Annotated in this window: 24 protein-coding genes; 18 read left to right on the plus strand and 6 right to left on the minus strand. The window is 65.2% G+C overall.

What is annotated here, in order from left to right; genetic code table 11:
* Positions 1-21: 21 nt before the first annotated feature.
* A complete protein-coding gene (locus tag ACUDP5_RS01065) occupies positions 22-828 on the minus strand; it encodes an NUDIX hydrolase (protein WP_263912837.1) in 807 nt (268 codons plus the stop codon).
* Positions 829-1,119: 291 nt separating this feature from the next.
* On the opposite strand from ACUDP5_RS01065, the gene coxB reads away from it, so the two are divergent.
* The 5 genes from coxB to ACUDP5_RS01090 all read left to right on the plus strand — a co-directional run bounded on the left by coxB (position 1,120) and on the right by ACUDP5_RS01090 (position 5,290).
* Positions 1,120-2,277 (plus strand): cytochrome c oxidase subunit II, encoded by a 1,158-nt coding sequence (gene coxB, locus ACUDP5_RS01070; protein WP_263912838.1) that lies wholly within the window; start codon positions 1,120-1,122, stop codon positions 2,275-2,277.
* Positions 2,278-2,378: 101 nt separating this feature from the next.
* Complete coding sequence (gene ctaD / locus ACUDP5_RS01075) at positions 2,379-3,986, plus strand: cytochrome c oxidase subunit I (protein ID WP_199168025.1); 1,608 nt, start codon at positions 2,379-2,381, stop codon at positions 3,984-3,986.
* Between the two features lie 34 nt (positions 3,987-4,020).
* On the plus strand, positions 4,021-4,149 hold the full coding sequence (locus ACUDP5_RS01080; RefSeq protein ID WP_025139907.1) for a cytochrome oxidase small assembly protein: 129 nt from the start codon (positions 4,021-4,023) through the stop codon (positions 4,147-4,149).
* A 2-nt stretch (positions 4,150-4,151) separates the two neighbouring features.
* A complete protein-coding gene (locus ACUDP5_RS01085; RefSeq protein ID WP_006392371.1) occupies positions 4,152-4,376 on the plus strand; it encodes a DUF2970 domain-containing protein in 225 nt (74 codons plus the stop codon).
* A gap of 38 nt (positions 4,377-4,414) precedes the next feature.
* Positions 4,415-5,290, plus strand: a complete 876-nt coding sequence (locus ACUDP5_RS01090) for a cytochrome c oxidase subunit 3 (RefSeq protein WP_199168027.1) — start codon at positions 4,415-4,417, stop codon at positions 5,288-5,290.
* A gap of 179 nt (positions 5,291-5,469) precedes the next feature.
* On the opposite strand, the gene ACUDP5_RS01095 is transcribed toward ACUDP5_RS01090, so the two are convergent.
* Entirely contained in the window at positions 5,470-5,670 is a 201-nt protein-coding gene (locus ACUDP5_RS01095) for a twin transmembrane helix small protein (protein ID WP_025139905.1), read from the minus strand.
* 36 nt (positions 5,671-5,706) lie between these two features.
* Between ACUDP5_RS01095 and ACUDP5_RS01100 the strand changes: the two genes are divergently transcribed.
* The 5 genes from ACUDP5_RS01100 to ACUDP5_RS01120 all read left to right on the plus strand — a co-directional run bounded on the left by ACUDP5_RS01100 (position 5,707) and on the right by ACUDP5_RS01120 (position 9,753).
* On the plus strand, positions 5,707-6,504 hold the full coding sequence (locus tag ACUDP5_RS01100) for an SURF1 family protein (protein ID WP_445657969.1): 798 nt from the start codon (positions 5,707-5,709) through the stop codon (positions 6,502-6,504).
* An 87-nt stretch (positions 6,505-6,591) separates the two neighbouring features.
* Complete coding sequence (locus ACUDP5_RS01105; protein WP_263912912.1) at positions 6,592-7,167, plus strand: SCO family protein; 576 nt, start codon at positions 6,592-6,594, stop codon at positions 7,165-7,167.
* Positions 7,168-7,188: 21 nt separating this feature from the next.
* The gene (locus ACUDP5_RS01110) at positions 7,189-8,223 is read left to right on the plus strand and encodes a COX15/CtaA family protein (RefSeq protein ID WP_263912840.1); all 1,035 of its coding nucleotides are present in this window, start codon (positions 7,189-7,191) and stop codon (positions 8,221-8,223) included.
* Between the two features lie 13 nt (positions 8,224-8,236).
* Positions 8,237-9,130 (plus strand): heme o synthase, encoded by an 894-nt coding sequence (gene cyoE, locus ACUDP5_RS01115; RefSeq protein ID WP_263912913.1) that lies wholly within the window; start codon positions 8,237-8,239, stop codon positions 9,128-9,130.
* A gap of 17 nt (positions 9,131-9,147) precedes the next feature.
* Positions 9,148-9,753, plus strand: coding sequence for an SCO family protein (locus ACUDP5_RS01120; RefSeq protein ID WP_263912841.1), 606 nt, complete (start codon positions 9,148-9,150; stop codon positions 9,751-9,753).
* A gap of 62 nt (positions 9,754-9,815) precedes the next feature.
* On the opposite strand, the gene ACUDP5_RS01125 is transcribed toward ACUDP5_RS01120, so the two are convergent.
* Complete coding sequence (locus ACUDP5_RS01125; protein WP_025139899.1) at positions 9,816-10,040, minus strand: DUF3717 domain-containing protein; 225 nt, start codon at positions 10,038-10,040, stop codon at positions 9,816-9,818.
* Between the two features lie 128 nt (positions 10,041-10,168).
* Here ACUDP5_RS01125 and ACUDP5_RS01130 point away from each other — a divergent pair, with 128 nt between their 5' ends.
* The 6 genes from ACUDP5_RS01130 (at position 10,169) to ACUDP5_RS01155 (ending at position 16,981) form a co-directional block, all read left to right on the plus strand.
* A complete protein-coding gene (locus ACUDP5_RS01130; RefSeq protein ID WP_263912842.1) occupies positions 10,169-10,816 on the plus strand; it encodes a glycine zipper 2TM domain-containing protein in 648 nt (215 codons plus the stop codon).
* A 45-nt stretch (positions 10,817-10,861) separates the two neighbouring features.
* Positions 10,862-11,665 carry a PhaM family polyhydroxyalkanoate granule multifunctional regulatory protein gene (locus tag ACUDP5_RS01135; protein ID WP_445657970.1) on the plus strand — a complete coding sequence of 268 codons (804 nt, stop codon included), beginning with the start codon at positions 10,862-10,864 and terminating at the stop codon, positions 11,663-11,665.
* A 64-nt stretch (positions 11,666-11,729) separates the two neighbouring features.
* Positions 11,730-13,103: a bifunctional UDP-N-acetylglucosamine diphosphorylase/glucosamine-1-phosphate N-acetyltransferase GlmU gene (glmU, locus tag ACUDP5_RS01140; RefSeq protein WP_263912844.1), complete on the plus strand. Its 1,374-nt coding sequence runs from the start codon at positions 11,730-11,732 to the stop codon at positions 13,101-13,103.
* Positions 13,100-14,491 carry an MFS transporter gene (locus ACUDP5_RS01145; protein WP_445657971.1) on the plus strand — a complete coding sequence of 464 codons (1,392 nt, stop codon included), beginning with the start codon at positions 13,100-13,102 and terminating at the stop codon, positions 14,489-14,491. Before glmU ends, ACUDP5_RS01145 begins: the two co-directional genes overlap by 4 nt.
* A 100-nt stretch (positions 14,492-14,591) precedes the next feature.
* Positions 14,592-15,914: a UDP-glucose/GDP-mannose dehydrogenase family protein gene (locus ACUDP5_RS01150; protein ID WP_263912846.1), complete on the plus strand. Its 1,323-nt coding sequence runs from the start codon at positions 14,592-14,594 to the stop codon at positions 15,912-15,914.
* The gene (locus tag ACUDP5_RS01155) at positions 15,911-16,981 is read left to right on the plus strand and encodes a glycosyltransferase family 4 protein (RefSeq protein WP_445657972.1); all 1,071 of its coding nucleotides are present in this window, start codon (positions 15,911-15,913) and stop codon (positions 16,979-16,981) included. Before ACUDP5_RS01150 ends, ACUDP5_RS01155 begins: the two co-directional genes overlap by 4 nt.
* 102 nt (positions 16,982-17,083) lie before the next feature.
* Here the strand turns inward: ACUDP5_RS01155 and ACUDP5_RS01160 are convergent, their stop codons facing one another.
* Together ACUDP5_RS01160 and ACUDP5_RS01165 are read right to left on the minus strand one after the other, a co-directional pair.
* Positions 17,084-17,398, minus strand: a complete 315-nt coding sequence (locus ACUDP5_RS01160; RefSeq protein WP_025139892.1) for a hypothetical protein — start codon at positions 17,396-17,398, stop codon at positions 17,084-17,086.
* Positions 17,399-17,517: 119 nt separating this feature from the next.
* On the minus strand, positions 17,518-18,006 hold the full coding sequence (locus tag ACUDP5_RS01165; protein WP_445657973.1) for an Lrp/AsnC family transcriptional regulator: 489 nt from the start codon (positions 18,004-18,006) through the stop codon (positions 17,518-17,520).
* 162 nt (positions 18,007-18,168) lie between these two features.
* On the opposite strand from ACUDP5_RS01165, the gene glmS reads away from it, so the two are divergent.
* Positions 18,169-20,001: a glutamine--fructose-6-phosphate transaminase (isomerizing) gene (gene glmS / locus ACUDP5_RS01170; RefSeq protein WP_263912850.1), complete on the plus strand. Its 1,833-nt coding sequence runs from the start codon at positions 18,169-18,171 to the stop codon at positions 19,999-20,001.
* A gap of 191 nt (positions 20,002-20,192) precedes the next feature.
* Here glmS and ACUDP5_RS01175 read toward each other — a convergent pair whose 3' ends face one another.
* Positions 20,193-21,191: an AraC family transcriptional regulator gene (locus ACUDP5_RS01175; RefSeq protein ID WP_263912851.1), complete on the minus strand. Its 999-nt coding sequence runs from the start codon at positions 21,189-21,191 to the stop codon at positions 20,193-20,195.
* Positions 21,192-21,254: 63 nt separating this feature from the next.
* Between ACUDP5_RS01175 and ACUDP5_RS01180 the strand changes: the two genes are divergently transcribed.
* Positions 21,255-22,475 (plus strand): MFS transporter, encoded by a 1,221-nt coding sequence (locus tag ACUDP5_RS01180; RefSeq protein WP_263912914.1) that lies wholly within the window; start codon positions 21,255-21,257, stop codon positions 22,473-22,475.
* The last annotated feature ends 116 nt before the right edge of the window (positions 22,476-22,591 follow it).

Genomic DNA, 22,591 nt, shown 5'->3' on the forward strand with positions numbered 1-22,591 from the left:
GGCCGCGGGCAGGCCGGCGCGTCAGATTTCGCCGGCGGCCTGGCGCTGCATGATGTCTTCGAGAATCACCAGCGCCGCTTCCAGCGTGAATTCGCCGTCGGCCACTCGGCGTACCGCCGTGGCCACGTCGACGGCGGCGATTTCCATGACTTCGCCGTCCCGGTTGGCGGGACGGGCGTCGGCTGCCAGCACACAGGTGCTGGTCAGCACGTCTTCCACCTGGTAGCCCTCGGGCAGGCGGCGGTGGATGCGCAAGATGGTGCGCAGCGGCGTGCGCGCCACCAGGTCGGGTGCATCCAGGCCGGCCTCTTCGCCGCATTCGCGCACCAGCGCGGCTTCCAGGTCTTCGCCGCTGCCCGCCAGTCCCCCCACCAGGGTGTCCCACATGCCGGGGTCGGTGGACTTGCTGAGCGAGCGGCGCGCGATCCAGACGCGGCCGTCGGGCGTCCAGGCATTCAGGTGCACGGCCTTGGTCAACAGGCCCAGCGGCCGTACCGCCGCGCGCTCGATGGCGCCGATGGCGGTGTCGCCGTCCAGGACGTCCAGCAATTCATCCCGCCAGCCACGCAGGCAGTTGGCTTGGCGCAACAGTTGCGCGGCCTGTTCGAGCACGGCGTCCAGCGCGGCACCGGGAGCCAGCGCGGCGCCGATACGCAGTGCGTCGTCGTCGGCCTCGATGTGATCCGCGCCGTGCAGGGCATCGCACGCCGCATGCGTGGCCCAGCCGCAGCGGCGCCCCGCTATATATAAAGCGTGTGCGCCCACGGGGGCGGGCTCTTGGGCGCGCGCGCTCAGGTCGGCATACAAATCGGACAACTGCTTGGGCATCGTGGGGCCGTCGTGATGAGACTGTGCGGGATTTTATGCCACCCTGTTTGCCTGGCGCGTCAATAGGGGTCGGCCAGATGGGGGCGGGTACCATGAATTCAAGAGCACAAACTTACATCTATTTGTGCGTCCGCTATAATCCGCCAGTTTCTTTGTGATTTCGAGTGGGAATGCGGGGGCCGCTCTATCTCCCTGCCTAGCCCTGCCATCTAATAATTGCGCGTAGTCCTGTTGCAGTGACATCCGTGCCACTAGGCGACAAGGGCCCTCGCGCCGTGTTTCGAGGTAAGCATGAAGAAGTGGAGAGGGATACTGGGGGCTTGTGCGATGCTGATTGGCAGCGTGGCCGGCGCTCAGGTGCAAGACATGCCCGGCGGCCCGAAGGTCAATCAGCTGAACCTGCACGAAGGCGTCACGCAGATCACGCGTGATGTCATGTGGCTGCACTGGATGCTGCTCACGATCTGTATCGTGATTTTCGTCGGCGTCTTCGGAGTGATGTTCTACTCCATCTGGGCGCATCGAAAGTCCCGCGGCCACAAGCCGGCGACCTTCCACGAACATCTTGGCGTGGAAGTGGCCTGGACGGTCATCCCCTTCATCATCGTCATCGCCATGGCGCTGCCGGCCACCAAGACGGTCGTCGCCATGAAAGACACTTCCAGCGCCGATCTCACCGTCAAGGTCACCGGCTACCAATGGAAGTGGGGCTACGAATATCTCGATGGCTCCGCCGCCGGCATCAAGTTCCTCGCCACGCTGTCGACGCCGCGCGCCCAGATCGAGAACCGCGAGGCCAAGGGCGAGTTCTACCTCATGGAAACGGACAACCACATGGTGGTGCCCGTGGACAAGAAGGTTCGCGTCGTCCTCACCGCGGCCGACGTCATCCACTCCTGGATGATCCCCGATTTCGGCGTCAAGCAGGATGCCATCCCCGGTTTCCTGCGCGATGCCTGGTTCCGTGCTGAAAAGCCCGGCATCTACCGTGGCCAGTGCGCAGAACTCTGCGGCAAGGACCACGCCTTCATGCCCATCGTCGTGGAAGTCCTGGCGCAGGCCGACTACGACAAGTGGGTCGAAGACCAAAAGAAGAAGATGGCGGCAAACGCCGACGATCCCAATAAAGAGTGGACGGAAGCCGAACTGGTTGCCCGTGGCGAGAAGGTCTTCGCCGCCAATTGCGTGGCCTGTCACCAGGCCAACGGCAAGGGCATCCCGGGCAGCTTCCCCGCGCTCGACGGAGACAAGGTTGTGCTGGGCCCGAAGGCGGCCCAGATCAACACCGTGCTGAAGGGCAAACCCGGCACCGCCATGGCGGCGTTCGGTCCGCAGCTCAATGATGTCGAAATCGCCGCGGTCATCAGCTATACGCGCCATGCCTGGAGCAACGCCGGCAAGGGGCAGGACCCGACAGTGATGCCGAAGGATGTCACGGCCGCGCGTTGAGCGCACCGCGTTTTCCCATCGTCAGAGCTGGTTCCGTTTAGTTAGAGATACCCTGCCGGTTCCGTGGAACGGGGCCGGCACTCAGCAGGAAGGAGTCCATCATGAGCAGCGTCACTGTAGACCACGTGTCGCCGGGCCACGGCCACGGTCACGATGACCACCACCACGCCATGCCGACCGGCTGGCGCCGCTGGCTTTTCGCCACCAACCACAAAGACATCGGGACGATGTATCTCATCTTCTCGTTCGTCATGCTGCTCGAGGGCGGGACGCTGGCGCTGCTGCTGCGCACCGAGCTCTTCGAGCCGGGCCTGCAGTTCTTCCGCCCAGAGCTGTTCAACCAGTTCACCACGATGCACGGCCTGATCATGGTGTTCGGCGCCATCATGCCGGCGTTCGTGGGCTTTGCGAACTGGATGATCCCGATGCAGATCGGCGCATCGGACATGGCGTTCGCGCGCATGAACAACTTCAGCTTCTGGCTGCTGCCGGTCGCTGCCATCATGCTGACCGCCTCGTTCTTCGTGCCGGGCGGCGCCACCGCCGCCGGCTGGACGCTGTACGCGCCGCTGTCGCTGCAGATGGGCCCGGGCATGGACCTGGCCATCTTCGCCATGCACATCATGGGCGCCTCGTCCATCATGGGCGCGATCAACATCATCGTGACCGTGCTGAACATGCGCGCGCCCGGCCTGACGCTGATGAAGATGCCGCTGTTCTGCTGGACCTGGCTGATCACTGCGTTCCTGCTGCTGGCCGTGATGCCGGTGCTGGCCGCCGCCATCACCATGGTGCTGACCGACCGCCACTTCGGCACGGGCTTCTTCAACGCCGCGGCCGGCGGCGACCCGGTGCTGTACCAGCACGTGTTCTGGTTCTTCGGGCACCCCGAGGTCTACATCATGATCTTGCCGGCGTTTGGCATCGTGTCGGCCATCGTGCCCGCCTTCGCCCGCAAGAAGCTGTTTGGCTACGCCTCCATGGTGTACGCCACCGCGTCGATCGCCGTGCTGTCGTTCATCGTGTGGGCGCACCACATGTTCACGACGGGCATGCCGGTGACCGGGCAGCTGTACTTCATGTACGCGACCATGCTCATCTCCATCCCGACCGGGGTGAAGGTGTTCAACTGGGTTGCCACCATGTGGCGCGGGTCCATGACGTTCGAAACCCCGATGCTGTTCTCGATCGGCTTCATCTTCGTGTTCACCATGGGCGGCTTCACCGGGCTGATCCTGTCCGTGGCGCCCATCGACATCCAGGTGCACGACACGTATTACGTGGTGGCGCACTTCCACTACGTGCTGGTGGCCGGTTCGCTGTTCGCGCTGTTCGCCGGCACCTATTACTGGCTGCCCAAGTGGACCGGCCGCATGTACAGCGAAAAGCTGGGCAAGCTGCATTTCTGGTCGACGCTGATTTCCTTCAACGTGACCTTCTTCCCGATGCACTTCCTGGGCCTGGCCGGCATGCCGCGCCGCTACGCCGACTACGCCGCGCAGTTCACGACGTTCCACCAGATCGCCACCATCGGCGCCTTCTGGTTCGGGCTGTCGCAGCTGATCTTCCTGTGGGCAGTGCTGCGCTGCTACATGGGCAAGGGCGAAGTCGCCGCGGCCAAGCCGTGGGAAGGCGCCGAAGGGCTGGAATGGACCGTGCCGTCGCCGGCGCCGTTCCATACCTTCGAGACGCCGCCCGAAGTCAAGTAAGTCCGATCCCTACAACGCAACAGGCAGCATAGCAATGACACCCGAGCAGCGCCGTCGCAACAAGATCGCAGGACTGATTCTGCTGGTATTCGTCATTGCCGTGTTTGCCTGGACCGTATTTCGCGGATCGGCGCTGTTGACGGGCAAGGCTGTCGGCGGCTAGCCATGAGCGACGACCTGCGCGAATCCGCCCAGCGCAAGCTGAGCTTTCTTCAGACGATGAAGGCGGTGGCGTGGGGGTTTTTCGGTGTCCGCAAGGGCGCAGGCTATCGCGAGGACAGCGCCCGGCTCAATCCGGTCCATGTGATCGTGGCGGGGTTGTTGGCGGCGGCCATCTTCGTGACCGTGCTGGTGTTAATTGTGCGTTGGGCCGTATCCAGCCTGACTTGAATCACTTAATTCTATAAATCAGTACCAGGGAGAAAGCCATGAGTGCAAGCCACTCGGTTCAAGGAAAAGAGGCACCGTACTACTTCGTGCCCGCCGACTCGGGGCACCCCGTGCGCACGGCCGTGGCGCTGCTGCTCATGGGCCTGGGCGCCGCGGGCTGGATCAACGGCGTAAGCTGGGCCAAATGGTCGGTGCTGGCGGGATTCGTCGCGCTGATCGTCGTCTTGTACTACTGGTTCGGCGACGCCATCCAGGAATCCGAAGCCGGCATGAACAGCAAGCGCATCGACGGTTCCTACCGTTGGGGCATGAGCTGGTTCATTTTCTCGGAAGTGATGTTCTTCGCCGCGTTCTTCGGCGCCCTCTGGTACGTGCGCACCATCACCACGCCGTGGCTGGGTGATATGGACCACCGCCTGATGCTGTGGCCCGACTTCCAGGCCGTGTGGCCCAACTTCGGCCCCGCGGGCGTGGTCGAGCACTTCCAGACGGTCGGCCCCTTCTGGCTGCCCACGATCAACACCGCGTTGCTGCTCAGTTCGGGCGTGACGCTGACCATCGCCCACCACGCGCTGCGTGAAAACCATCGCGGCAAGACCATGTTCTGGCTGGCCGCCACGGTGATCCTGGGCTTCATCTTCGTGGCCTGCCAGGCCGCCGAATACCACCACGCCTATACCGAGCTGAACCTCAAGTTCAATTCGGGCGCCTATGGGTCGCTGTTCTACATGCTGACCGGCTTTCACGGGTTCCACGTGATCCTGGGCGCCACGATGCTGACGGTCATCCTGATCCGCCTGATGCGCGGCCATTTCACCGCCGACCATCACTTCGGCTTCGAAGGCGCGGCCTGGTACTGGCACTTCGTGGACGTGGTGTGGCTGGGCCTGTATCTGTTCGTCTACTGGTTCTAAGGGACGGGTCCGGCGCTGCCGGGCCCGGGCCGATCGGCTGAACGGGGCGAGGCTTGCGGGCCGCCGGGAAATACCGGCGCCGCGGGTCTCGCCCTTCGCACGACGGCAGTCCGTGTTCCAATACGGCTGGCCCGGGCGGCGTAACCGCCCGGCGCGCAGGGAACCCGCCGGGCGCCGGCCTATCTAAAACCGGTGCTTTCGATCCAGCCCATGTGGTGGGCGAACAGCACGAACAGGAACAGGGCCACCGACAGGCCGATGCGCACCGTCAGCGCATTGACCGTGCGGCTGGTCGTGCCTTTGTCCCGCATCAGGTAGACCAGGGCGGATGCCAGACTGGCCAGGATACCGATGAAGGCCAGAACGACGAAAACGCGCATGATGGTCTCCGGACAAATCAGAGTTATTGAAGACAAATGGCCCGACCGCATTCGACTCGCTACACCATAGCCGCTTTACTTCTGCTTGGGATCGCCGTGGTGATCCTGACGTCGTTGGGCCAGTGGCAGTTGCGGCGCGCCGATGAGCGACGCGCCATTCTGGCGGCTATCGAAGCCGGCCGCAAGCAAGCGCCGCTGGCGCTGTCGCCGTCCACCCCGCCAGGCGACCTGAAACCCTGGCGCGTGGCGCAGGCCACGGGCACGTGGCTGCCGCAGTTCAGTGTACTGCTGGACAACCGCAACTACGAGGGCCGCCCGGGCTATTGGCTGGCCACGCCGTTGCTGCTCGATGGCCCCAGCCGCAGCGCGGTGCTGGTGCTGCGCGGCTGGCTGCCGCGCGTGATCCAGGGCCAGGGCGCCCCGACGCTGCCGGCCACGCCGCAGGGCGACCAGACCATCAAGGGCGAATTGTCCGAACGCGTGCCGCGCATGTTCGAAATCTGGTCGCTGGACGGCAACGATGCCTCCGCCCTGCCCGCCACTTTGCCGGTGGCCGGCGGCACAGTGCCGCAGGTGCAGAACCTGCCGCTGGACGCCTACGCCAAGGCCACCGGGCTGACGCTCCTGCCCGTGGTGGTGAGCCAGTTCGGCACCGGTGAAAACGACGCGCTCGTGCACGACTGGCCCGAGCCATCGGTGGATTTCCAGAAGAACACTTTCTACGCAGTGCAGTGGTTTTCGTTTGCCTTGTTTGCCGCCATCGCCTGGCTGGTGGTGCTGGGGGGCGCCATCAAGCGCATGCGCCAACGCGCGGCCAAGGATCCGGCGGCCTGACCGCCTGGCTTTCACCACAACAGGACCCATAAAAACGTGGCTCGCGACCTGACTTCTTCCAAACCCGCCAAGCGTTCGCTGGTGCCGATGGTGCTGGTGTTCCTGTGCACGCTGGCGCCCATCGTGGCGGCGTTCGTCGTCTACATGAATCCGCAGTGGTGGCCCGAGGACGCCAGCAATTATGGCGAGCTGGTGACGCCGCAGCGACCCATGCCGGCGCCCGAGGCGCTCAAGCTGACCACGCTGGATGGCAAGCCTTTCGACCTGCAAAGCCTGAAGGGCAAGTGGCTGCTCGTCGCAGCCGACGGCGCGGCCTGCCCCGAAAGCTGCGCCCGCAAGCTCTACATCACCCGCAATACGCACGCCAGCCAGGGCAAGAACGTCGACCGGCTGGCGCGGGTATGGTTCATTACCGACGACGGGCCGGTGCCCGACAAGGTGTTGGAAGCCTACAAGGGCACGATCATGTTGCGCGCCGATCCGGACCAACTGGCGCGCTACCTGCTGGCGCGCGACACGGCCGCGGGCCAGCCCGGCCTGCAGGCGCCGATCTGGGTGGTCGACCCCCTGGGCAACCTGATGATGCAGTATCCCGCCGACGCCGACGGGGTGAAGGTGCGCAAGGACATCAGCAAGCTGGTCTATAACTCGCGCATCGGTTGATTGAGTTTTTAGTTGAATTCCATGGAACGCATCAAAGCGCGGTATCGCAAGCTCGTATTCTTCACCTGGTTCCTGACGCTGGACCTGATCATGTTCGGCGCCTTCGTGCGCCTGACGGATTCCGGGCTCGGTTGCCCGGACTGGCCCGGCTGCTATGGCAAGGTCACCCCGCTGGGCGCCATGGGCGACATCCACCAGGCGTCCCAGGCGATGCCGTTCGGCCCGGTCACACTGTCCAAGGCCTGGATCGAAATGATCCACCGCTACGTCGGCACCATTCTGGGCATGCTGATCATCGCCATCGTCTACATGGCCTGGCGCTACCGCCGCGAACTGGGCCGCTCGCCGGCCCTGGCCGTGACGACGCTGGTGGCCGTCTGCGTGCAGGGGGCATTCGGCGCCTGGACCGTGACGCACAAGCTCATGCCCGCCGTCGTGACCGCACACCTGGTGTTCGGCCTGTCGGTGCTGGCGCTGATGACCTGGCTGTCGGCGCGCGAGCGGCCGCACCTGGCCGTGGCGGCTGCGGCCGCGCGTTTCAAGCCGTGGGTGGTGGGCGGCTTTCTGCTGCTGCTGATCCAGGTGACCCTGGGCGGCTGGGTCAGCACCAACTACGCCGCGCTGGCCTGCATGGACTTTCCCATGTGCCACGGCAAATGGGTGCCGGACATGGATTTCCATGGCGGCTATTCCATCATCCGGGGCCTGGGCGAGCTGCCCTCCGGCGAAATGATCTCGCAGCCGGCGCTGACGGCCATCCATTGGGTGCACCGTAATTTCGCTTTCGTGGTGTTCGCCTACCTGGGCATCCTGGCCTGGCGCCTGCGGGCCGAGTCCGGGCTGCGCGGGCCGGCGACGCTGATGCTGGCGCTGCTGGGCGCCCAGTTGCTGACCGGCCTGACCACCATTTTCTTCCAGTGGCCGCTCTTGATCGCCGTGCTGCACAATGGCGGGGCGGCGGGGTTGACGCTGGCCGCGGTGGTGTTGATGGTGCGATTGGCCACGGCCGGCCAGCCGCCCGCCGGGGGCTACGGCCCCAATTCGGTGCGCGTTTAAAATAGGGTCCATGATGACCAGTCTTGCCGCTCCCCAAACCGGATTGTTCCGCCAATACTTCGTACTCACCAAGCCGCGCGTCACGCAGCTGGCGGTGTTTTGCGCGGTGATTGGCATGTTTCTCGCCGTCCCCGGCGTGCCGGACATGCGCCGGGTGCTGTTCGGCACCATCGGCATCTGGCTGCTGGCCGCGGCCGCGTTCGCCATCAATTGCCTGATCGAGCAGGAAGTCGACGCCCGCATGCTGCGCACGGCGCGGCGCGCGACGGCGCGCGGCACCATTTCGGCGTTCCAGGTGCTGAGCCTGTCGGGCTTGCTGGGCGGCGCCGGCATGTTCGTGCTGTACACCCTGGTCAATCCGCTGACCATGTGGCTGACATTCGCCACGTTCGTGGGCTATGCGGTGATCTACACCATCATCCTCAAGCCGCGCACGCCGCAGAACATCGTCATCGGTGGCCTGTCCGGCGCCATGCCGCCGGCCCTGGGCTGGGCGGCGGTGGCCGATTCCGTGCCGGCCGAAGCCTGGGTGCTGGTCCTGATCATCTTCATCTGGACGCCGCCGCACTTCTGGGCGCTGGCGCTGTACCGCAACCACGATTACGCCAAGGCCGGCCTGCCGATGCTGCCCGTCACGCACGGCCAGCAGTTCACCCGCCTGCATATCCTGCTCTACAGCATTGCGCTGCTTGCCACCACGCTGCTGCCCTACGCGATCCGCATGAGCGGCGTGCTGTACCTGGCGTCGGCGCTGGTGCTGGGCGGCATGTTCGTGTCCTATGCCTGGCGTCTGTATCGCGCCTACAGCGACGAGCTGGCGCGCAGCATGTTCCGTTTTTCCATTCTCTACCTGGCGCTGCTGTTCGGCGCCCTGCTGGTGGACCACTGGGTCGCCCTGCTGCGCTGACCCCCTGGAGGTTGTCGATGTCCGTATTTTCCGCCAGCCGGCGCCTGGCCTTGCGCCTGGCCACGGCCGCTGCTTTCACCGCCGCCCTGGCCGCCTGCGGCGACAATGCGCCCGCGTTCAAGGGCAGCGACATCAGCGGCACGCAGCTGGGCCGCGGGCTTGAACTGTCGGACTACAACGGCAAGACGCGGCAGTTGCAGGATTTTGCCGGCAAGGTGGTGGTGGTGTTCTTCGGCTTCACGCAGTGTCCGGACGTCTGCCCGACGTCGCTGGCCGAACTGACCGAAGTGATGAAGAAACTGGGGCCCGACGCTGAACGCGTCCAGGTGCTGCTGATCACCGTGGACCCCGAGCGCGACACCCCCGAGGTGCTCAAGCAATACGTAACGGCATTCGACCCCCGATTTCTGGGTTTGACCGGCACGCCTGACCAGGTCAAGAAGGCCGCGGCGGCGTTCAAGGCGTATTACGCCAAGGCGCCCACCAAGGACGGCAACTACACGATGGACCACACCGCGGCGTTCTACCTGCTGGATGGCAAGGGCGAATCGCGGGTGCTGGCCAACAACAACATCGGGGTGGACGCCCTGGTGCACGACATCAAGGCGCTGCTCAAAGGTTGACCGGCACGGTGGCCGCAAAGGGGCGGGCAGACCGCCCGCCTGGGGCGGCAGCCCCCGGCAGGCTAGTCGCTGCCGCCGGCGGCCACCCAGCCCGCCAGCGCGGCGCGGGCCTTGTCGCTGAGTTCGGCGGCGGGAATGTCGCGGCGGTGCGAAATGATCATCAGGGCATAGGGGGCGGCCAGCGCGGCGGCCTCGGGGCACAGGCGCGATTCGTCGCCGACCGACGGCGAGACGTTGCGCCAGTAGTTGATGGCTGCTTCGATCTGGGGCAAGGTAATGGAATCCATGCGCCTATTGTCCACGAATGGCGGGGGCTGTCCAATGCCGGCGCCGCAATGAAGCGTCACCATCGCAACATGCCGAAACCGCGTCGGGGTGCTATACCACTGCCGGTTAGCAACGATGGAGCATCGTCATGAATCCGAACCCGACCGAATCTTCCCGCCGCGCCCTGCATCCCCTGGTCGCGGCCGCCGCCATCGCCGTCATCGTCATGTGCTCGGTGGGCGTTGCCGCCGTGATGGGCTGGCTGCCGACGCCGTCGGCCACGCCTCACCCCGAGGACCCTGCGGTGGCCCAAGCCGGCCCCGAGGGCGCGAATCTGGCCCCGGCCCAGCCCGGCGCGCCCGCGCAGGCGCCCCGCCAACCCGTCGCCCAGGCGCAGCCCCAGGCCCGCCCTGCGGCGCCCGCCGCACAGCCGCCGGCGCAGGCTTGCCACACCTGCGGCGTGGTCGAGACCATTCGCCAGGTGCAGGTGCCGGTCAAGGACAACAGCGATCATCTGGTCGGCACCATCGCCGGGGGCGCCGTGGGCGGGGTCGTGGGCAACCAGTTCGGGGGGGGCAACGGCAAGACCGCGCTGACCGTGCTGGGCGCGGTGGGCGGCGCTTTGGCAGGCCGTGAAGTTGAGCGTAATATCAGACAGCAACAAACGGTGACGCACTACGAGCTCACGGTACGCATGAACGACGGCAGCGCGCGCCAATTCCGCAGCGCCCAGCCGTTCGCCTTCGCGTCCGGCGACCACGTGCGAGTGGAGAATAATCAGCTGCTGCCGGGGTGATCTTCCCGGCCGGCAGCCCCTTTGCGATCTATGGGGAGACCAGGAATGAGCGACCAACACAGCAATCCGTTCGTCCTGCCCGGGATGGGCCAACATTCGGACCTGTCGGGCAACCCGCTGCTGGCCAGCATGGAAATGATGCGCCAGGCGTGGGCTGGGCTGACCGGCCCGGGCGGGTTGGCAAGCAGCCTGCCGATGGCGCCTCCCATGAACCTGGAAGACCTGGACCGCCGTATTGCCGAGCTGCGATCAGTGGAAAACTGGCTGCGCATGAACCTGTCGATGCTGTCCAGCACGATCCAGGGCATGGAGGTGCAGCGCTCCACCATCAGCACCTTGCGCGCGTTTGTGGATTCGGCAGCCAATATGGACCTGGGCACGCTGCGTGACAGTGGCGCGGCGTCGCCGCTGGAAGTGGTGCTGGGCCTGAAGCCGGCGCCGGCAGCGGCCAGGAGCGCACCGGCCAAGGCAAGCGAAGCGAAGGCTGCGGACGACAAGGTCGCCGATGCCAAGGCGGAGGGCACCGCGGCCGCGGAGCCCCAGCCTGGCATGAGCGAACAGATGGGCGCGGCGGCGCAATCGGCCTCCAAGGCGTGGTGGGATCTGCTGCAGCAGCAGTTCAACCAGATCGCCGCCGCCACGGCCGCATCGATGCCTGGCACTCCGGCTGCGACGGACGCAGACAAGGCGCCCAAGGGCAAGGCCGGTGGTTCGCAGGCTGCGGCCGCACCCACGGCCAAGGCGGCCGCCAGGCCCGCTGCGAAGTCACCTGCCAAGAAGGCCGCGCGCAAGCCGGCGGCGTCCAAGGGCGCGACCAAGAACACGGGGCCTGCCGACGGCAAGCCCTGAATTTTTCAATCCCGGTTCGGGGCAGCAAGGTGCCGCCCCGATCGATTCCAACACATCAGAACTTATGCTTAATGTAGTGATTCTCGCCGCCGGACTGGGCAAGCGCATGCAGTCCGACCTTCCCAAAGTGCTGCACACCCTGGCCGGAAAGCCGATGTTGGCCCATGTGCTGGACAGCGCCCGCCAACTGGAACCGGCCCGCGTGATCGTGGTGGTGGGCCATGGCGCCGACCGGGTCAAACAGGCCTTCGGCGGCCAGGACGATCTGCAGTTCGCGCTGCAGCAGCCGCAGCAGGGCACCGGCCATGCGGTGCAGCAGGCGGTGCCGCTGCTGCGGGAAGGCGACGGCAAGGACGACGTGACGCTGGTGCTGTACGGCGATGTGCCGCTGGTGCAGCCCGAAACCCTGCGCCGCCTGTTGGACGCGCGCGGCGAAGGCGCCGCGGTGCTGACCGAAGTGCTGGCCGATTCCACCGGCTATGGCCGCATCGTGCGCGATGCCGCCGGCAATGTCTGCCGCATCGTCGAGCACAAGGATGCGTCTGACGCCGAACGCGCCATCAAGGAAGTCAACACCGGCATCCTGGCCGCGCCGACCGCCAAGCTGAAAGACTGGCTTTCGCGCATCGACAACAACAACGCCCAGGGCGAGTACTACCTGACCGATGTGGTGGGGCTGGCCGTGGTGGACAGCGTGCCGGTGGGCGCGGCCCAGCCGGGCGCGTCCTGGGAGACGCTGGGCGTGAACAGCCGCGTGCAGCAGGCCGAACTGGAACGCCGCTGGCAGGCCGAGCAGGCCCGCCGCCAGCTGGAAGCCGGCGTGACGTTGGCGGATCCCGCCCGTTTCGACGTGCGCGGCTCGCTGACCTGCGGCCGCGACGTGTTCATTGACGTGGGCTGCGTGTTCGAAGGCAAGGTCACGCTGGCCGATGGCGTGCGCGTGGGCCCGCACTGCGTGCTGCGCGACGTGAGCGTGGGCGCAGGGACGCAGATCGAGGCCTACAGCCATCTGCAAGAGGCCCAGGTGGGCGGCGATGCTCGCGTGGGCCCCTATGCCCGCCTGCGTCCTGGCGCCGAGCTGGGTGATCGCAGCCACGTCGGCAACTTCGTCGAGATCAAGAAGAGCGTGCTGGGCGCGGACAGCAAGGCCAATCACCTGGCCTACATCGGCGACGCCACCATCGGCGCGCGCGTCAACGTGGGCGCGGGCACCATCACCTGCAACTACGACGGCGTGAACAAGCACCGCACCGTCATCGAAGACGACGCCTTCATCGGCTCGGATACGCAACTGGTGGCCCCGGTGCGCGTGGGTCGCGGTGCGACCCTGGGCGCCGGCACCACCCTGACCCGTGACGCGCCGGCCGACAAGCTGACCGTATCGCGCGCTAAGCAGGTCACCATCGACGGTTGGCAACGGCCGGTCAAGAAGTCGTGACGCCGCAGGCGTCCGAGGCATCGGGCGGCGGCGTCAAGCCCGCCGCGCCCGACGGCCTGCCGGTGCCCCGCCGCTACTGGGCGGCGGCCACCGTCATGACCGGCATCAGCCTGTCGGTCCTGGACACCACCATCGCCAATGTGGCCCTGCCCACCATCGCGGCCGACCTGAACGCGTCGCCCGCGCAGGCGGTATGGGTGGTCAACGCCTACAACCTGGCGGTGGTGATGATGCTGCTGCCCTTGTCGGCGCTGGCCGAGCGCATTGGCTTTCGTCGCATGTTCACGTTCGGACTGGTGCTGTTCACGCTGGCGTCCCTGGGCTGCGCCCTGGCCGGCTCGCTGCTGCAGCTGACGCTGGCGCGGGTATTCCAGGGCGTGGGGGCGGCCACGCTGATGTGCCTGTTCGGCGGCCTGGTGCGCAATATCTATCCCCTGAAAATGCTGGGCCGCGGCATCAGCATCAACGCCACCACGGTGGCGGTGATGTCGGTGCTGGGGCCCACCATCGGCTCGGCCATCCTGTCGGTGGCGCCGTGGCCGTGGATTTTCGCGGTCAACCTGCCGATCTGCGTGCTGGCGATGTTCGGCCTGCGCCATTTGCCCGAAGTGCCGCGCAACGACGTGCGGCTGGACTGGGTGAGCGCCCTGCTCTGCATGGCGACGCTGGGCGTGTTCATTTCGGGCATCGACATGATGGGCCAGGACTTGCTGCGGGGCATCGGCCTGGTGGCGATTTCGGTCGTGGCCGGCCTGGTGCTGGTGCGCCGGGCCAGCCGCCAGCCCGCGCCGCTGGTGCCGGTGGACCTGCTGCGAATCCGTCAATTGGCCTTTGCCGTGGGGGCGTCGGCCTGCACGTTCGCCGCGCAGATGGCGTCCTATGTATCGCTGCCGTTCTATTTCCAGCAGGTGCTGGGCAGGCCTTATCTGGAGGTGGGCATGCTGATGGGCGCCTGGCCGGTGGGCACGGCCCTGATCGCGCCGGTGGCCGGACGTCTGTCCGACCGCTATTCCGCCGCCACGTTGAGCGGCGTGGGGGCAACCGGCATGGTGATCGGCATGCTGTGGCTGGCGGCCCTGCCGGCGTCCGTGGGCAACGTGCCTATCATCGCCGGCATGTTCGTGGCGGGCGTGGGTTTCGGCTTTTTCCAGACCCCGAACAACCGCGCCATGCTGTCGGCGGCACCGCGTGCGCGCAGTGGCGCGGCGGGCGGCCTGCAGGCCACCACCCGGGTGTTCGGCCAGAGCTTCGGCACCGCGCTGGTGGCGATCGCCTTCAGCGTCAGCGCCGCGCACGGTCCCGGACTGGCCCTGGTGCTGGGCACGATCTGCGCCGCCCTGGCGGTGGTCGTGAACACGGTCCGCTTCAACAAGCTGCGGGTCACCTAGGGGGGGCAAGACCCAACGGCGCGGCGGCTTCTATAATGGCCGCCGGCGCCGGGTCTGCAATGCCCGGCGCAACGATTACCTATTTTTAAGGCGTTCAGGCATGAAGATCACGGTCGTGGGTACCGGTTACGTGGGGTTGGTGTCGGGAGCGTGCCTGGCCGACATGGGCAACGATGTCATGTGCCTGGACGTGGATGCGGCCAAGATCGCCCTGCTGCGCCAAGGCGGTATCCCCATCTATGAACCCGGCCTGGAAGACCTGGTCCGGCGCAACGTGCAGGCCGGTCGCCTGCATTTCACCGACGACGTGGCCCAGAGCGTGGCCTTTGGCGACGTGCAGTTCATCGCCGTGGGCACCCCGCCCGGGGAAGACGGCTCGGCCGACCTGCAATACGTGCTGGCCGCCGCCCGCAACATCGCGCGTCACATGACCAGCCGCAAGCTGGTGGTGGACAAGTCCACCGTGCCGGTCGGCACCGCCGACAAGGTGCGCGCGGTGATCGAACAGGAACTGGCCGCGCGTGGCGTGCAGGTGCCGTTCAGCGTGGCGTCCAATCCCGAATTCCTGAAGGAAGGCGCGGCGATCAACGACTTCATGAGCCCGGACCGGGTCATCGTCGGCGCCGACGACGACTATACCGTCGGCGTCATGCGCCGCATCTACGAGCCGTTCCAGCGTACGCACGACCGCCTCATGGTGATGGACGTGCGTTCGGCCGAACTGACCAAGTACGCCGCCAACGCGATGCTGGCCACCCGCATTTCGTTCATGAACGAAATGGCCAACCTGGCCGAAGCGCTGGGCGCTGACGTCGAGCAGGTGCGCCGCGGCATTGGCGCGGACCCCCGCATCGGCTACCACTTCCTGTACCCCGGCGCGGGCTACGGCGGTTCATGCTTTCCCAAGGATGTGCAGGCGCTGGTCAACACCGCCGCCGAGAATGGCCTGCCGATGCGTGTCATCGAGGCCGCCGAGGCCGCCAACCACGCGCAGAAGTTCCGCCTGTCCGAAAAGCTGGTGCAGCACTACGGCGAAGACCTGACTGGCCGCAAGTTCGCCCTGTGGGGCCTGTCGTTCAAGCCCAATACCGATGACATGCGCGAGGCGCCCAGCCTGACCGTCATCGCCGAGCTGACGCGTCGCGGCGCCACGGTGCGCGCGTACGACCCGGTCGCCATGCACGAGGCTGCCCGCGTGCTGGCGGGCCAGCCTGGCGTGAGCTTCGCCACCGACATGTACGACGCGCTGGACGGCGCCGACGCCCTGCTGATCGCCACCGAATGGAAGGTGTTCCGCGCGCCCGACTTCGACCGCGTCAAGGCGCTGCTCAAGACGCCGCTGATCCTGGACGGCCGCAACCTCTACACGCCGGCCGACGTGCGCGCGCTGGGCTTCGAGTATTCGGGCATCGGCCGCGCATGAAGATCCTGCAGCTCAACTTCGAGAAAGGTTGGCGCGGCGGCGAACGCCAGACGCTGTATTGCATGCGTGCGTTCCGCAATGCCGGCCATCAGGTCGAAGTGCTGTGCCGCGAAGGCGGCCCGCTGGCCGAGCGCGTGCGCCAGGAAGGCTTCGTGGCGCATACCTGCCGCAATGTGCCGGCGCAGTTGCGCTTTCTGGCATCGCAGGGCAGCGGCTACGACATCATTCACGCCCAGACCGCCAACACCATCACCTGGGCGGTGCTGACCAAGTGGCTGCACCGCCGTCCGGTGGTGTTTTCGCGCCGCACCTCGTTCGTGGTCAAGCCAGGCGAGGAATGGAAGACCGGCTTCAAGTGGCGCCACACCGATCTGTTCGTGGCCATCAGCGACATGGCTGCCAGCGAGCCGCGCCGGCTGGGGCTGGACTCGATCATCATCCGCAGCGCCGTCGAGCCCCATGTGATCAACCAGGACAACGTCGCCGCGCTGGTGCGCGAATTCGGCCTGGAAGGCAAGAAGGTCATGGCCACGTCGGCCGCGCTGATCCGCGACAAGGACCCGGTGACGCTGGTGCGCGCCGTGGGCGAACTGGCCAAGACGCGCCGCGACTTCGTCTTCCTGCATTTCGGCGCCGGCGGCGATCGTGAACAGCAGGCGCGCGACGAGGCGCAACTGCTGGGGATCGAAGACGTCTACCGCTTCGCGGGCTTTCGCAAGGGCGTCGAAGACTTCTACAGCATCCTGGATGTGTTCGTCATGAGTTCCGAGGAAGAAGCCCTGGGCAGCAGCGTGCTGGACGCCTTCCTGCAGCGTGTGCCGGTGGTGTCCACCGATGCCGGCGGCCTGAAGGAAAGCCTGGCCGACGGCCGCGGCGTGTTGTGCGCGGTGGCCGACTTCCACGCCATGGCGCAAGGCATGGCGCGCTGCCTGGATGACGCGGCTTTCCGCCAGGAAATCACCGACCGCGCGTACGACTACGTGCGCAACGAGCACGACGTGCAGAAGATGGGCAATCGGTATCTGGCGCAGTTCGAGCGGCTGATGGGTTCGCGGGCAGGCCGTTAGGCGTGCGACGTCAAGAGGTGGAATGCCTTTGACGTGCAAGGGCCATCTGCGCGTATTGCAGATCCCGAGGTGTGGCGGTCCGTCGAAAGTCGGTTACCCACTTTACAGCACCCCTTCCATCGCGGCTTCCCAGCGTACCGCCTTGGGCAACCCGAATTCCGTACGGGCTTGTTGATACAACGCTTCCGCTTCTTCGAGTCGGACACCCGCTTCGAAGCAGGCTCTGCCGATGCATTCAGGCTCCAATTCGATGAACATGCCTGCCAGTAGCTCTTTCACGAGAGCATCGCCGGGCACCGATGACAGGTCGCTGGAACGTAACGCAGCGATGATGTGGGCCGTTTGCACCACCAGGCCGTAAGGGGCATTGAGGTGCGTCGCAATCATATCGAGATATGGGGTGGCATGTTTCTGCAACGAATACTCCGTACGGGACCGTCTGGCGTCTTTCGCCGGAATGTCGCCAATTGTCTTCTGCCAAGCACCGAGAACGGCGTATTCACGAGTGATTCGGACGTTATTGCGTCGGATTCTGTTTAACGCCGCAGATCGATCCGCGTTTCAAACTTGGCCCGGTGCACCGAGAAGAACGTGCGCACGTTGCGCACGTTGGCGTGCGCGGTGAAGGCGCGGTGTGCCAGCGCGTGGTAGGCGGGCATGTCTTTCACCTGGGCGATCACCACGAAATCCGGGCCGGGCGACACCCGATAGCATTGCAGCACGGCCGGTTCGACCAGCAGCGTCTGTTCGAAGGCGTCCAGGCTTTCGGCCGCCTGCACGTCCAGCGTGATCTCGACGATGGCGGTCAGCGTGCTGCCCAGCTTGTCGGCGGCCAGGATGGCCACCTGGCGCTCGATGACCCCCTCTTCTACCAGCCGCCGTACCCGCCGCAGGCAGGTCGGGGGCGACGCGTGCACCCGCAGGGCCAGGTCCTGGTTGGTCAGCGAACTGTCTTCCTGGAGCTGTTCCAGGATGCGCAGGTCCAGGTCGTCCAGCTCGGGCAGGGAAAGCGACGGGTTTTGCATGGTGTTTTGAATAATTAATTCATTAAAAACACATTAGTGAAATATTATTTAATCACAAATAGGTAAGTAAATAAACTGTCAAATATCAGCAGATAAAGAAATCAAATTTCTTTAGGGTGCGCGCACAATGCGTCCGTACTCGAACTTTCAGGAGTCTCTCCCATGTGCGGCATTGTTGGCGCCGTCGCCCAGCGCGACATCACCCCGATCCTCGTTGAAGGCCTCAAGCGGCTGGAATATCGGGGCTATGACTCCTGCGGCGTCGCCGTGTACGCCGACGGCCATCTGCGCCGCACGCGCAGCACGCAGCGCGTCGCCGAACTGGCCGACCAGGTGGCCCAGGACCACGTCCAGGGCTTCACGGGCATCGCCCACACCCGCTGGGCCACGCACGGCGTGCCGGCCACGCACAACGCCCACCCGCACTTCTCGCGCCTGGGCAATGACGAGCCGCGCATCGCGCTGGTGCACAACGGCATCATCGAAAACCACGACGAACTGCGCGCCGAGCTGCAGGCCGTGGGCTACGTCTTCGAAAGCCAGACCGACACCGAAGTGATCGCGCACCTGGTCAACCACCTGTACACCGGTGACCTGTTCGAGGCGGTGCAGAACGCCGTGCGCCGCCTGCATGGCGCCTACGCCATTGCCGTGTTCTGCCGCGACGAGCCGCACCGCGTGGTCGGCGCCCGCCAGGGTTCGCCCCTGGTGGTGGGCGTGGGCCAGAACGAGAACTTCCTGGCTTCCGATGCGCTGGCGCTGGCCGGCACCACCGACCAGATCATCTACCTGGAAGACGGCGATGTGGTCGACCTGCAGCTGTCGCGCGTCTGGATCGTGGATGCCAATGGCAAGAACGTCGATCGTGAAGTGCACACCGTGCACGTGCACACCGGCGCGGCCGAACTGGGCCCCTACCGCCACTACATGCAGAAGGAAATCTTCGAGCAGCCGCGCGCCGTGGGTGACACGCTGCAGGACATCGAGGCCATCACCCCCGAGCTGTTCGGCGACGACGCCTACAAGATCTTCAAGGACATCGATTCCCTGCTGATCCTGGCCTGCGGCACCAGCTACTACGCCGGCCTGACCGCCAAGTACTGGATCGAGTCCATCGCCAAGATCCCGGTGGCCGTGGAAATCGCCAGCGAATACCGCTATCGCGACAGCGTGCCCAATCCGCGTTCGCTGGTGGTCACGATTTCGCAGTCCGGCGAAACCGCCGACACGCTGGCCGCGCTGAAGCACGCCCGGTCGCTGGGCATGGAAAACACGCTGACCATCTGCAACGTGTCCACCAGCGCGATGGTGCGCGAGTGCAAGCTGTCGTACATCACCCGCGCCGGCGTTGAAATCGGCGTGGCCTCGACCAAGGCGTTCACCACGCAGCTGACCGCGTTGTTCCTGTTGACCCTGGCGCTGGCGCAAGTGCGCGGCCGTCTGAGCGACGAGCAGGAAGCCGAGCACCTGAAGGCGCTGCGCCACCTGCCCGTGGCCATAGGATCGGTGCTGGCGCTGGAGCCGCAGATCATGGCCTGGGCCGATCGCTTTGCTTCGAAGGAAAACGCGCTGTTCCTGGGCCGCGGCATGCACTATCCGATTGCGCTGGAAGGCGCGCTCAAGCTCAAGGAAATCAGCTACATCCACGCCGAGGCCTATCCGGCCGGCGAACTCAAGCACGGCCCGCTGGCCCTGGTGACCGAGCACATGCCCGTCGTCACCATCGCGCCCAAGGACGAGCTGCTGGAAAAGCTGAAGTCCAACATGCAGGAAGTGCGCGCGCGCGGCGGCGAGCTGTACGTGTTTGCCGACGCCGACAGCAAGATCCAGAGCGGCGAAGGCATGCACGTGATCCGCATGCCCGAGCACTACGGCAAGCTGTCGCCGATTCTGCACACGGTGCCGCTGCAATTGCTGTCGTACCACACGGCCTGCGCACGAGGCACGGATGTGGACAAGCCGCGAAACCTGGCCAAGAGCGTGACGGTGGAATGACGCGCGAGTGAAATGCTCCGCCGTTGAAAACGAGAAATAAAGTCGGTCGCGCGGAATAAAATCGGTCGCAACGTGAACAGCATCGTTCTACCGCCATTTACTTGGTTCTTGTCGCAATCTCGCTCGTGAAAGTAGAAATGGCCGCTCGCGCGGCCATTTCTACATCGGGCATGAGAAGAAGCGTGTGTTGGTTATGCCGCCATTCGCCGCGTCGCGCCTGGCGATTGGCCGCTGATGCGCTTGAACGCCCGGCTGAACGCAGCTTGCGAGGTATAGCCCAGACGATGCGCCACTGCATCGATCGACAGCCTGTCCTGAGTCAGCCATTGGTTGGCGAGGCGCATCTTGAGTTCTGTCGCGTAGCGCAGAGGCGGAACCCCCAGAGTCGCCTGAAAGCGTTGGGCAAAGACCGATCGAGAAACATGCGATTCTGCGGCCAGCTCCGCGACTGTCCACTCCTTACCGGGCGAGCGATGCAACGCCAAGATGGCGCGGGCGAGACGGGGGTCGCGCAAGGCAGCTACGAGTCCGGAAGCGCTCTCGCAACCGCATTCAATCCACCCACGCGTGATCATCGCTGCCGCCACCTCTGCAAGCCGCGCCAGGATGCCAGCGAAGCCGATGCGGCCGGAGCATATCTCACGCTTCATGGCGTCCAGGATCTCGCGCAAGCCGGGATACTTCGTCCCGTCCGTATCGGCCACCATGGCATCCGGCATCAGCTTTGCCAGTCCCTGCATACCGCCCAGGTCGAACTCCATGCAGCCGTAGAAGAGGACGGCGCTGGGCGACGAATGTGTACTGGGGCAAGTATCGACCCCACTGACAGCCTCGCCCAATGGCGCCACGTCGAACGTGTCGATCGGTTGGAAAGAGGCGTTCGGATCGGAAAGGAGCTTATGTCCGCCGCCTTGCGGCAAAAACACGGCGCTGCCGGCGGTGAGTTCATGAACTGCACCGTCATGCGTACGCAGGACTGCGTTGCCGACCGCGAGGTAGTGGAAATATCCGTATCCAGGCCTGGTGTCGAAATCGAAGCCGAACGATGGACCCGTTTGAACGCGGCGGTACTGCACCCCGCGCAAACGCATGCCTGTTAGCAGCTCGCTGATGAGGTCGGACGACAGAGCAAAGGAGCGGCTTTCTGTCATTTCAGGTGTTTCGGTTAAAAAATCAGGACTTACTATCATAGATCATCCTGGAATGCGGCCCTAGACTTCCTGGCTGAGATAGATATTCGGGAGTCGTTTGAAATGAGAAGTGATGTGAAGGATGCAGGGGCCCAGGAGGTGAACACGCCCGCGTGGGTAGCCGTTTTTTCTCTGGCGATGGGCGTGTTCGGGTTGCTCACCGCGGAATACCTCCCCGCCAGCCTGCTGACCCCGATGGCAGCGGATCTTGGGGTGTCGGAGGCCCTTGCCGGCCAAGCCGTCACCGTAACGGCCGTTGTCGCGCTGTTCGCCGGTTTGTTGGTGCCGCGCCTGACACGCGGGCTTGATCGCCGGCTGGTCTTGCTTGGATTCACCGTATTGATGATCGCCTCCAATCTGCTGGTGGCGTTTTCCTCGAGCCTGCCGATGCTGTTGGCGATGCGAGTCCTTCTGGGCCTTGCCTTGGGTGGTTTCTGGGGCATGGCGGCCGCGGTTGCGATGCGCTTGGTTCCGGCCAGGCTAGTCCCACGCGCACTTTCCATTATCTTCAGTGGCATCGCTGTGGGCACGGTTGTTTCCGTGCCACTCGGCAGCTACTTGGGTGAACTCTACGGCTGGCGCAGCGCCTTCCTGGCGGCCGCCGCGGTGGGCATCGTCACGCTCCTCTTTCAAGTGCTCACGTTGCCCCGTATGGCGCCGCGCAAATTGCTGCAGACCGCGACGGTGCTGCAGTTGCTTCGCCGTCCTGGCATTGCAGCGGGAATGACCGGATGCGTGTTGGCCCACACAGGTCAGTTTGCACTGTTCACCTACATACGTCCGGCGCTCGAGAGCGTTGCGCATATCAACGTACAGGATCTGTCCTTGATGTTGTTGGGCTTCGGTATCGCCAACTTTGTCGGAACTTTGCTTGCGGGTTGGGTGATGGAGCGCAGCCTGCGCGCGACGTTGATCTGGATGCCTGCGCTGGTCGGCGTCGCCGCCCTGGCCATGATTTTGCTTCCGGTGGACAAGACGGGGCTGATGCTCGTGGTCGCGCTTTGGGGGCTCGCGTTCGGAGGGGTCCCAGTGGCATGGTCGAACTGGGTCGCGCGAGCGGTTCAGGATCAGGCTGAAACGGCTGGAGGTATGGTGGTTGCGTGCGTGCAGTCGTCCATCGCCGCGGGGGCTGCACTGGGTGGCATGGTGTTCGGATTCGGCGGGGTGATCGGCGTCTTTGTGACGGCAGGAGGCGTGATGATCCTCGCCGCGCTCTTCATCGCTCTACGGGTTCGAGTGGCAATGCCGCCACACGGTCAGGCCGTCCATGCCGTGCACGTCTGAAAGACAGCGGGTCGGAGTTGAGGTTCTCCAGGATCGGTACATTGAGACATCCTGACGTCGGCTGTCCCCTGGGGCAGACGGCTCTTTGGACGATAGCCCCTGACGCGGCTACCCCA

It is taken from the genome of Achromobacter sp. NCFB-sbj8-Ac1-l, assembly GCF_052695805.1.

Coding starts and splice junctions, on each gene's coding strand:
- ACUDP5_RS01065 (WP_263912837.1), bottom strand. CDS start 828: ATGCCCAAGCAGTTGTCCGATTTGTATGCCGACCTGAGCGCGCGCGCC.
- coxB (WP_263912838.1), top strand. CDS start 1,120: ATGAAGAAGTGGAGAGGGATACTGGGGGCTTGTGCGATGCTGATTGGC.
- ctaD (WP_199168025.1), top strand. CDS start 2,379: ATGAGCAGCGTCACTGTAGACCACGTGTCGCCGGGCCACGGCCACGGT.
- ACUDP5_RS01080 (WP_025139907.1), top strand. CDS start 4,021: ATGACACCCGAGCAGCGCCGTCGCAACAAGATCGCAGGACTGATTCTG.
- ACUDP5_RS01085 (WP_006392371.1), top strand. CDS start 4,152: ATGAGCGACGACCTGCGCGAATCCGCCCAGCGCAAGCTGAGCTTTCTT.
- ACUDP5_RS01090 (WP_199168027.1), top strand. CDS start 4,415: ATGAGTGCAAGCCACTCGGTTCAAGGAAAAGAGGCACCGTACTACTTC.
- ACUDP5_RS01095 (WP_025139905.1), bottom strand. CDS start 5,670: ATGCGCGTTTTCGTCGTTCTGGCCTTCATCGGTATCCTGGCCAGTCTG.
- ACUDP5_RS01100 (WP_445657969.1), top strand. CDS start 5,707: ATGGCCCGACCGCATTCGACTCGCTACACCATAGCCGCTTTACTTCTG.
- ACUDP5_RS01105 (WP_263912912.1), top strand. CDS start 6,592: ATGGTGCTGGTGTTCCTGTGCACGCTGGCGCCCATCGTGGCGGCGTTC.
- ACUDP5_RS01110 (WP_263912840.1), top strand. CDS start 7,189: ATGGAACGCATCAAAGCGCGGTATCGCAAGCTCGTATTCTTCACCTGG.
- cyoE (WP_263912913.1), top strand. CDS start 8,237: ATGACCAGTCTTGCCGCTCCCCAAACCGGATTGTTCCGCCAATACTTC.
- ACUDP5_RS01120 (WP_263912841.1), top strand. CDS start 9,148: ATGTCCGTATTTTCCGCCAGCCGGCGCCTGGCCTTGCGCCTGGCCACG.
- ACUDP5_RS01125 (WP_025139899.1), bottom strand. CDS start 10,040: ATGGATTCCATTACCTTGCCCCAGATCGAAGCAGCCATCAACTACTGG.
- ACUDP5_RS01130 (WP_263912842.1), top strand. CDS start 10,169: ATGAATCCGAACCCGACCGAATCTTCCCGCCGCGCCCTGCATCCCCTG.
- ACUDP5_RS01135 (WP_445657970.1), top strand. CDS start 10,862: ATGAGCGACCAACACAGCAATCCGTTCGTCCTGCCCGGGATGGGCCAA.
- glmU (WP_263912844.1), top strand. CDS start 11,730: ATGCTTAATGTAGTGATTCTCGCCGCCGGACTGGGCAAGCGCATGCAG.
- ACUDP5_RS01150 (WP_263912846.1), top strand. CDS start 14,592: ATGAAGATCACGGTCGTGGGTACCGGTTACGTGGGGTTGGTGTCGGGA.
- ACUDP5_RS01155 (WP_445657972.1), top strand. CDS start 15,911: ATGAAGATCCTGCAGCTCAACTTCGAGAAAGGTTGGCGCGGCGGCGAA.
- ACUDP5_RS01165 (WP_445657973.1), bottom strand. CDS start 18,006: ATGCAAAACCCGTCGCTTTCCCTGCCCGAGCTGGACGACCTGGACCTG.
- glmS (WP_263912850.1), top strand. CDS start 18,169: ATGTGCGGCATTGTTGGCGCCGTCGCCCAGCGCGACATCACCCCGATC.
- ACUDP5_RS01175 (WP_263912851.1), bottom strand. CDS start 21,191: ATGATAGTAAGTCCTGATTTTTTAACCGAAACACCTGAAATGACAGAA.
- ACUDP5_RS01180 (WP_263912914.1), top strand. CDS start 21,255: ATGAGAAGTGATGTGAAGGATGCAGGGGCCCAGGAGGTGAACACGCCC.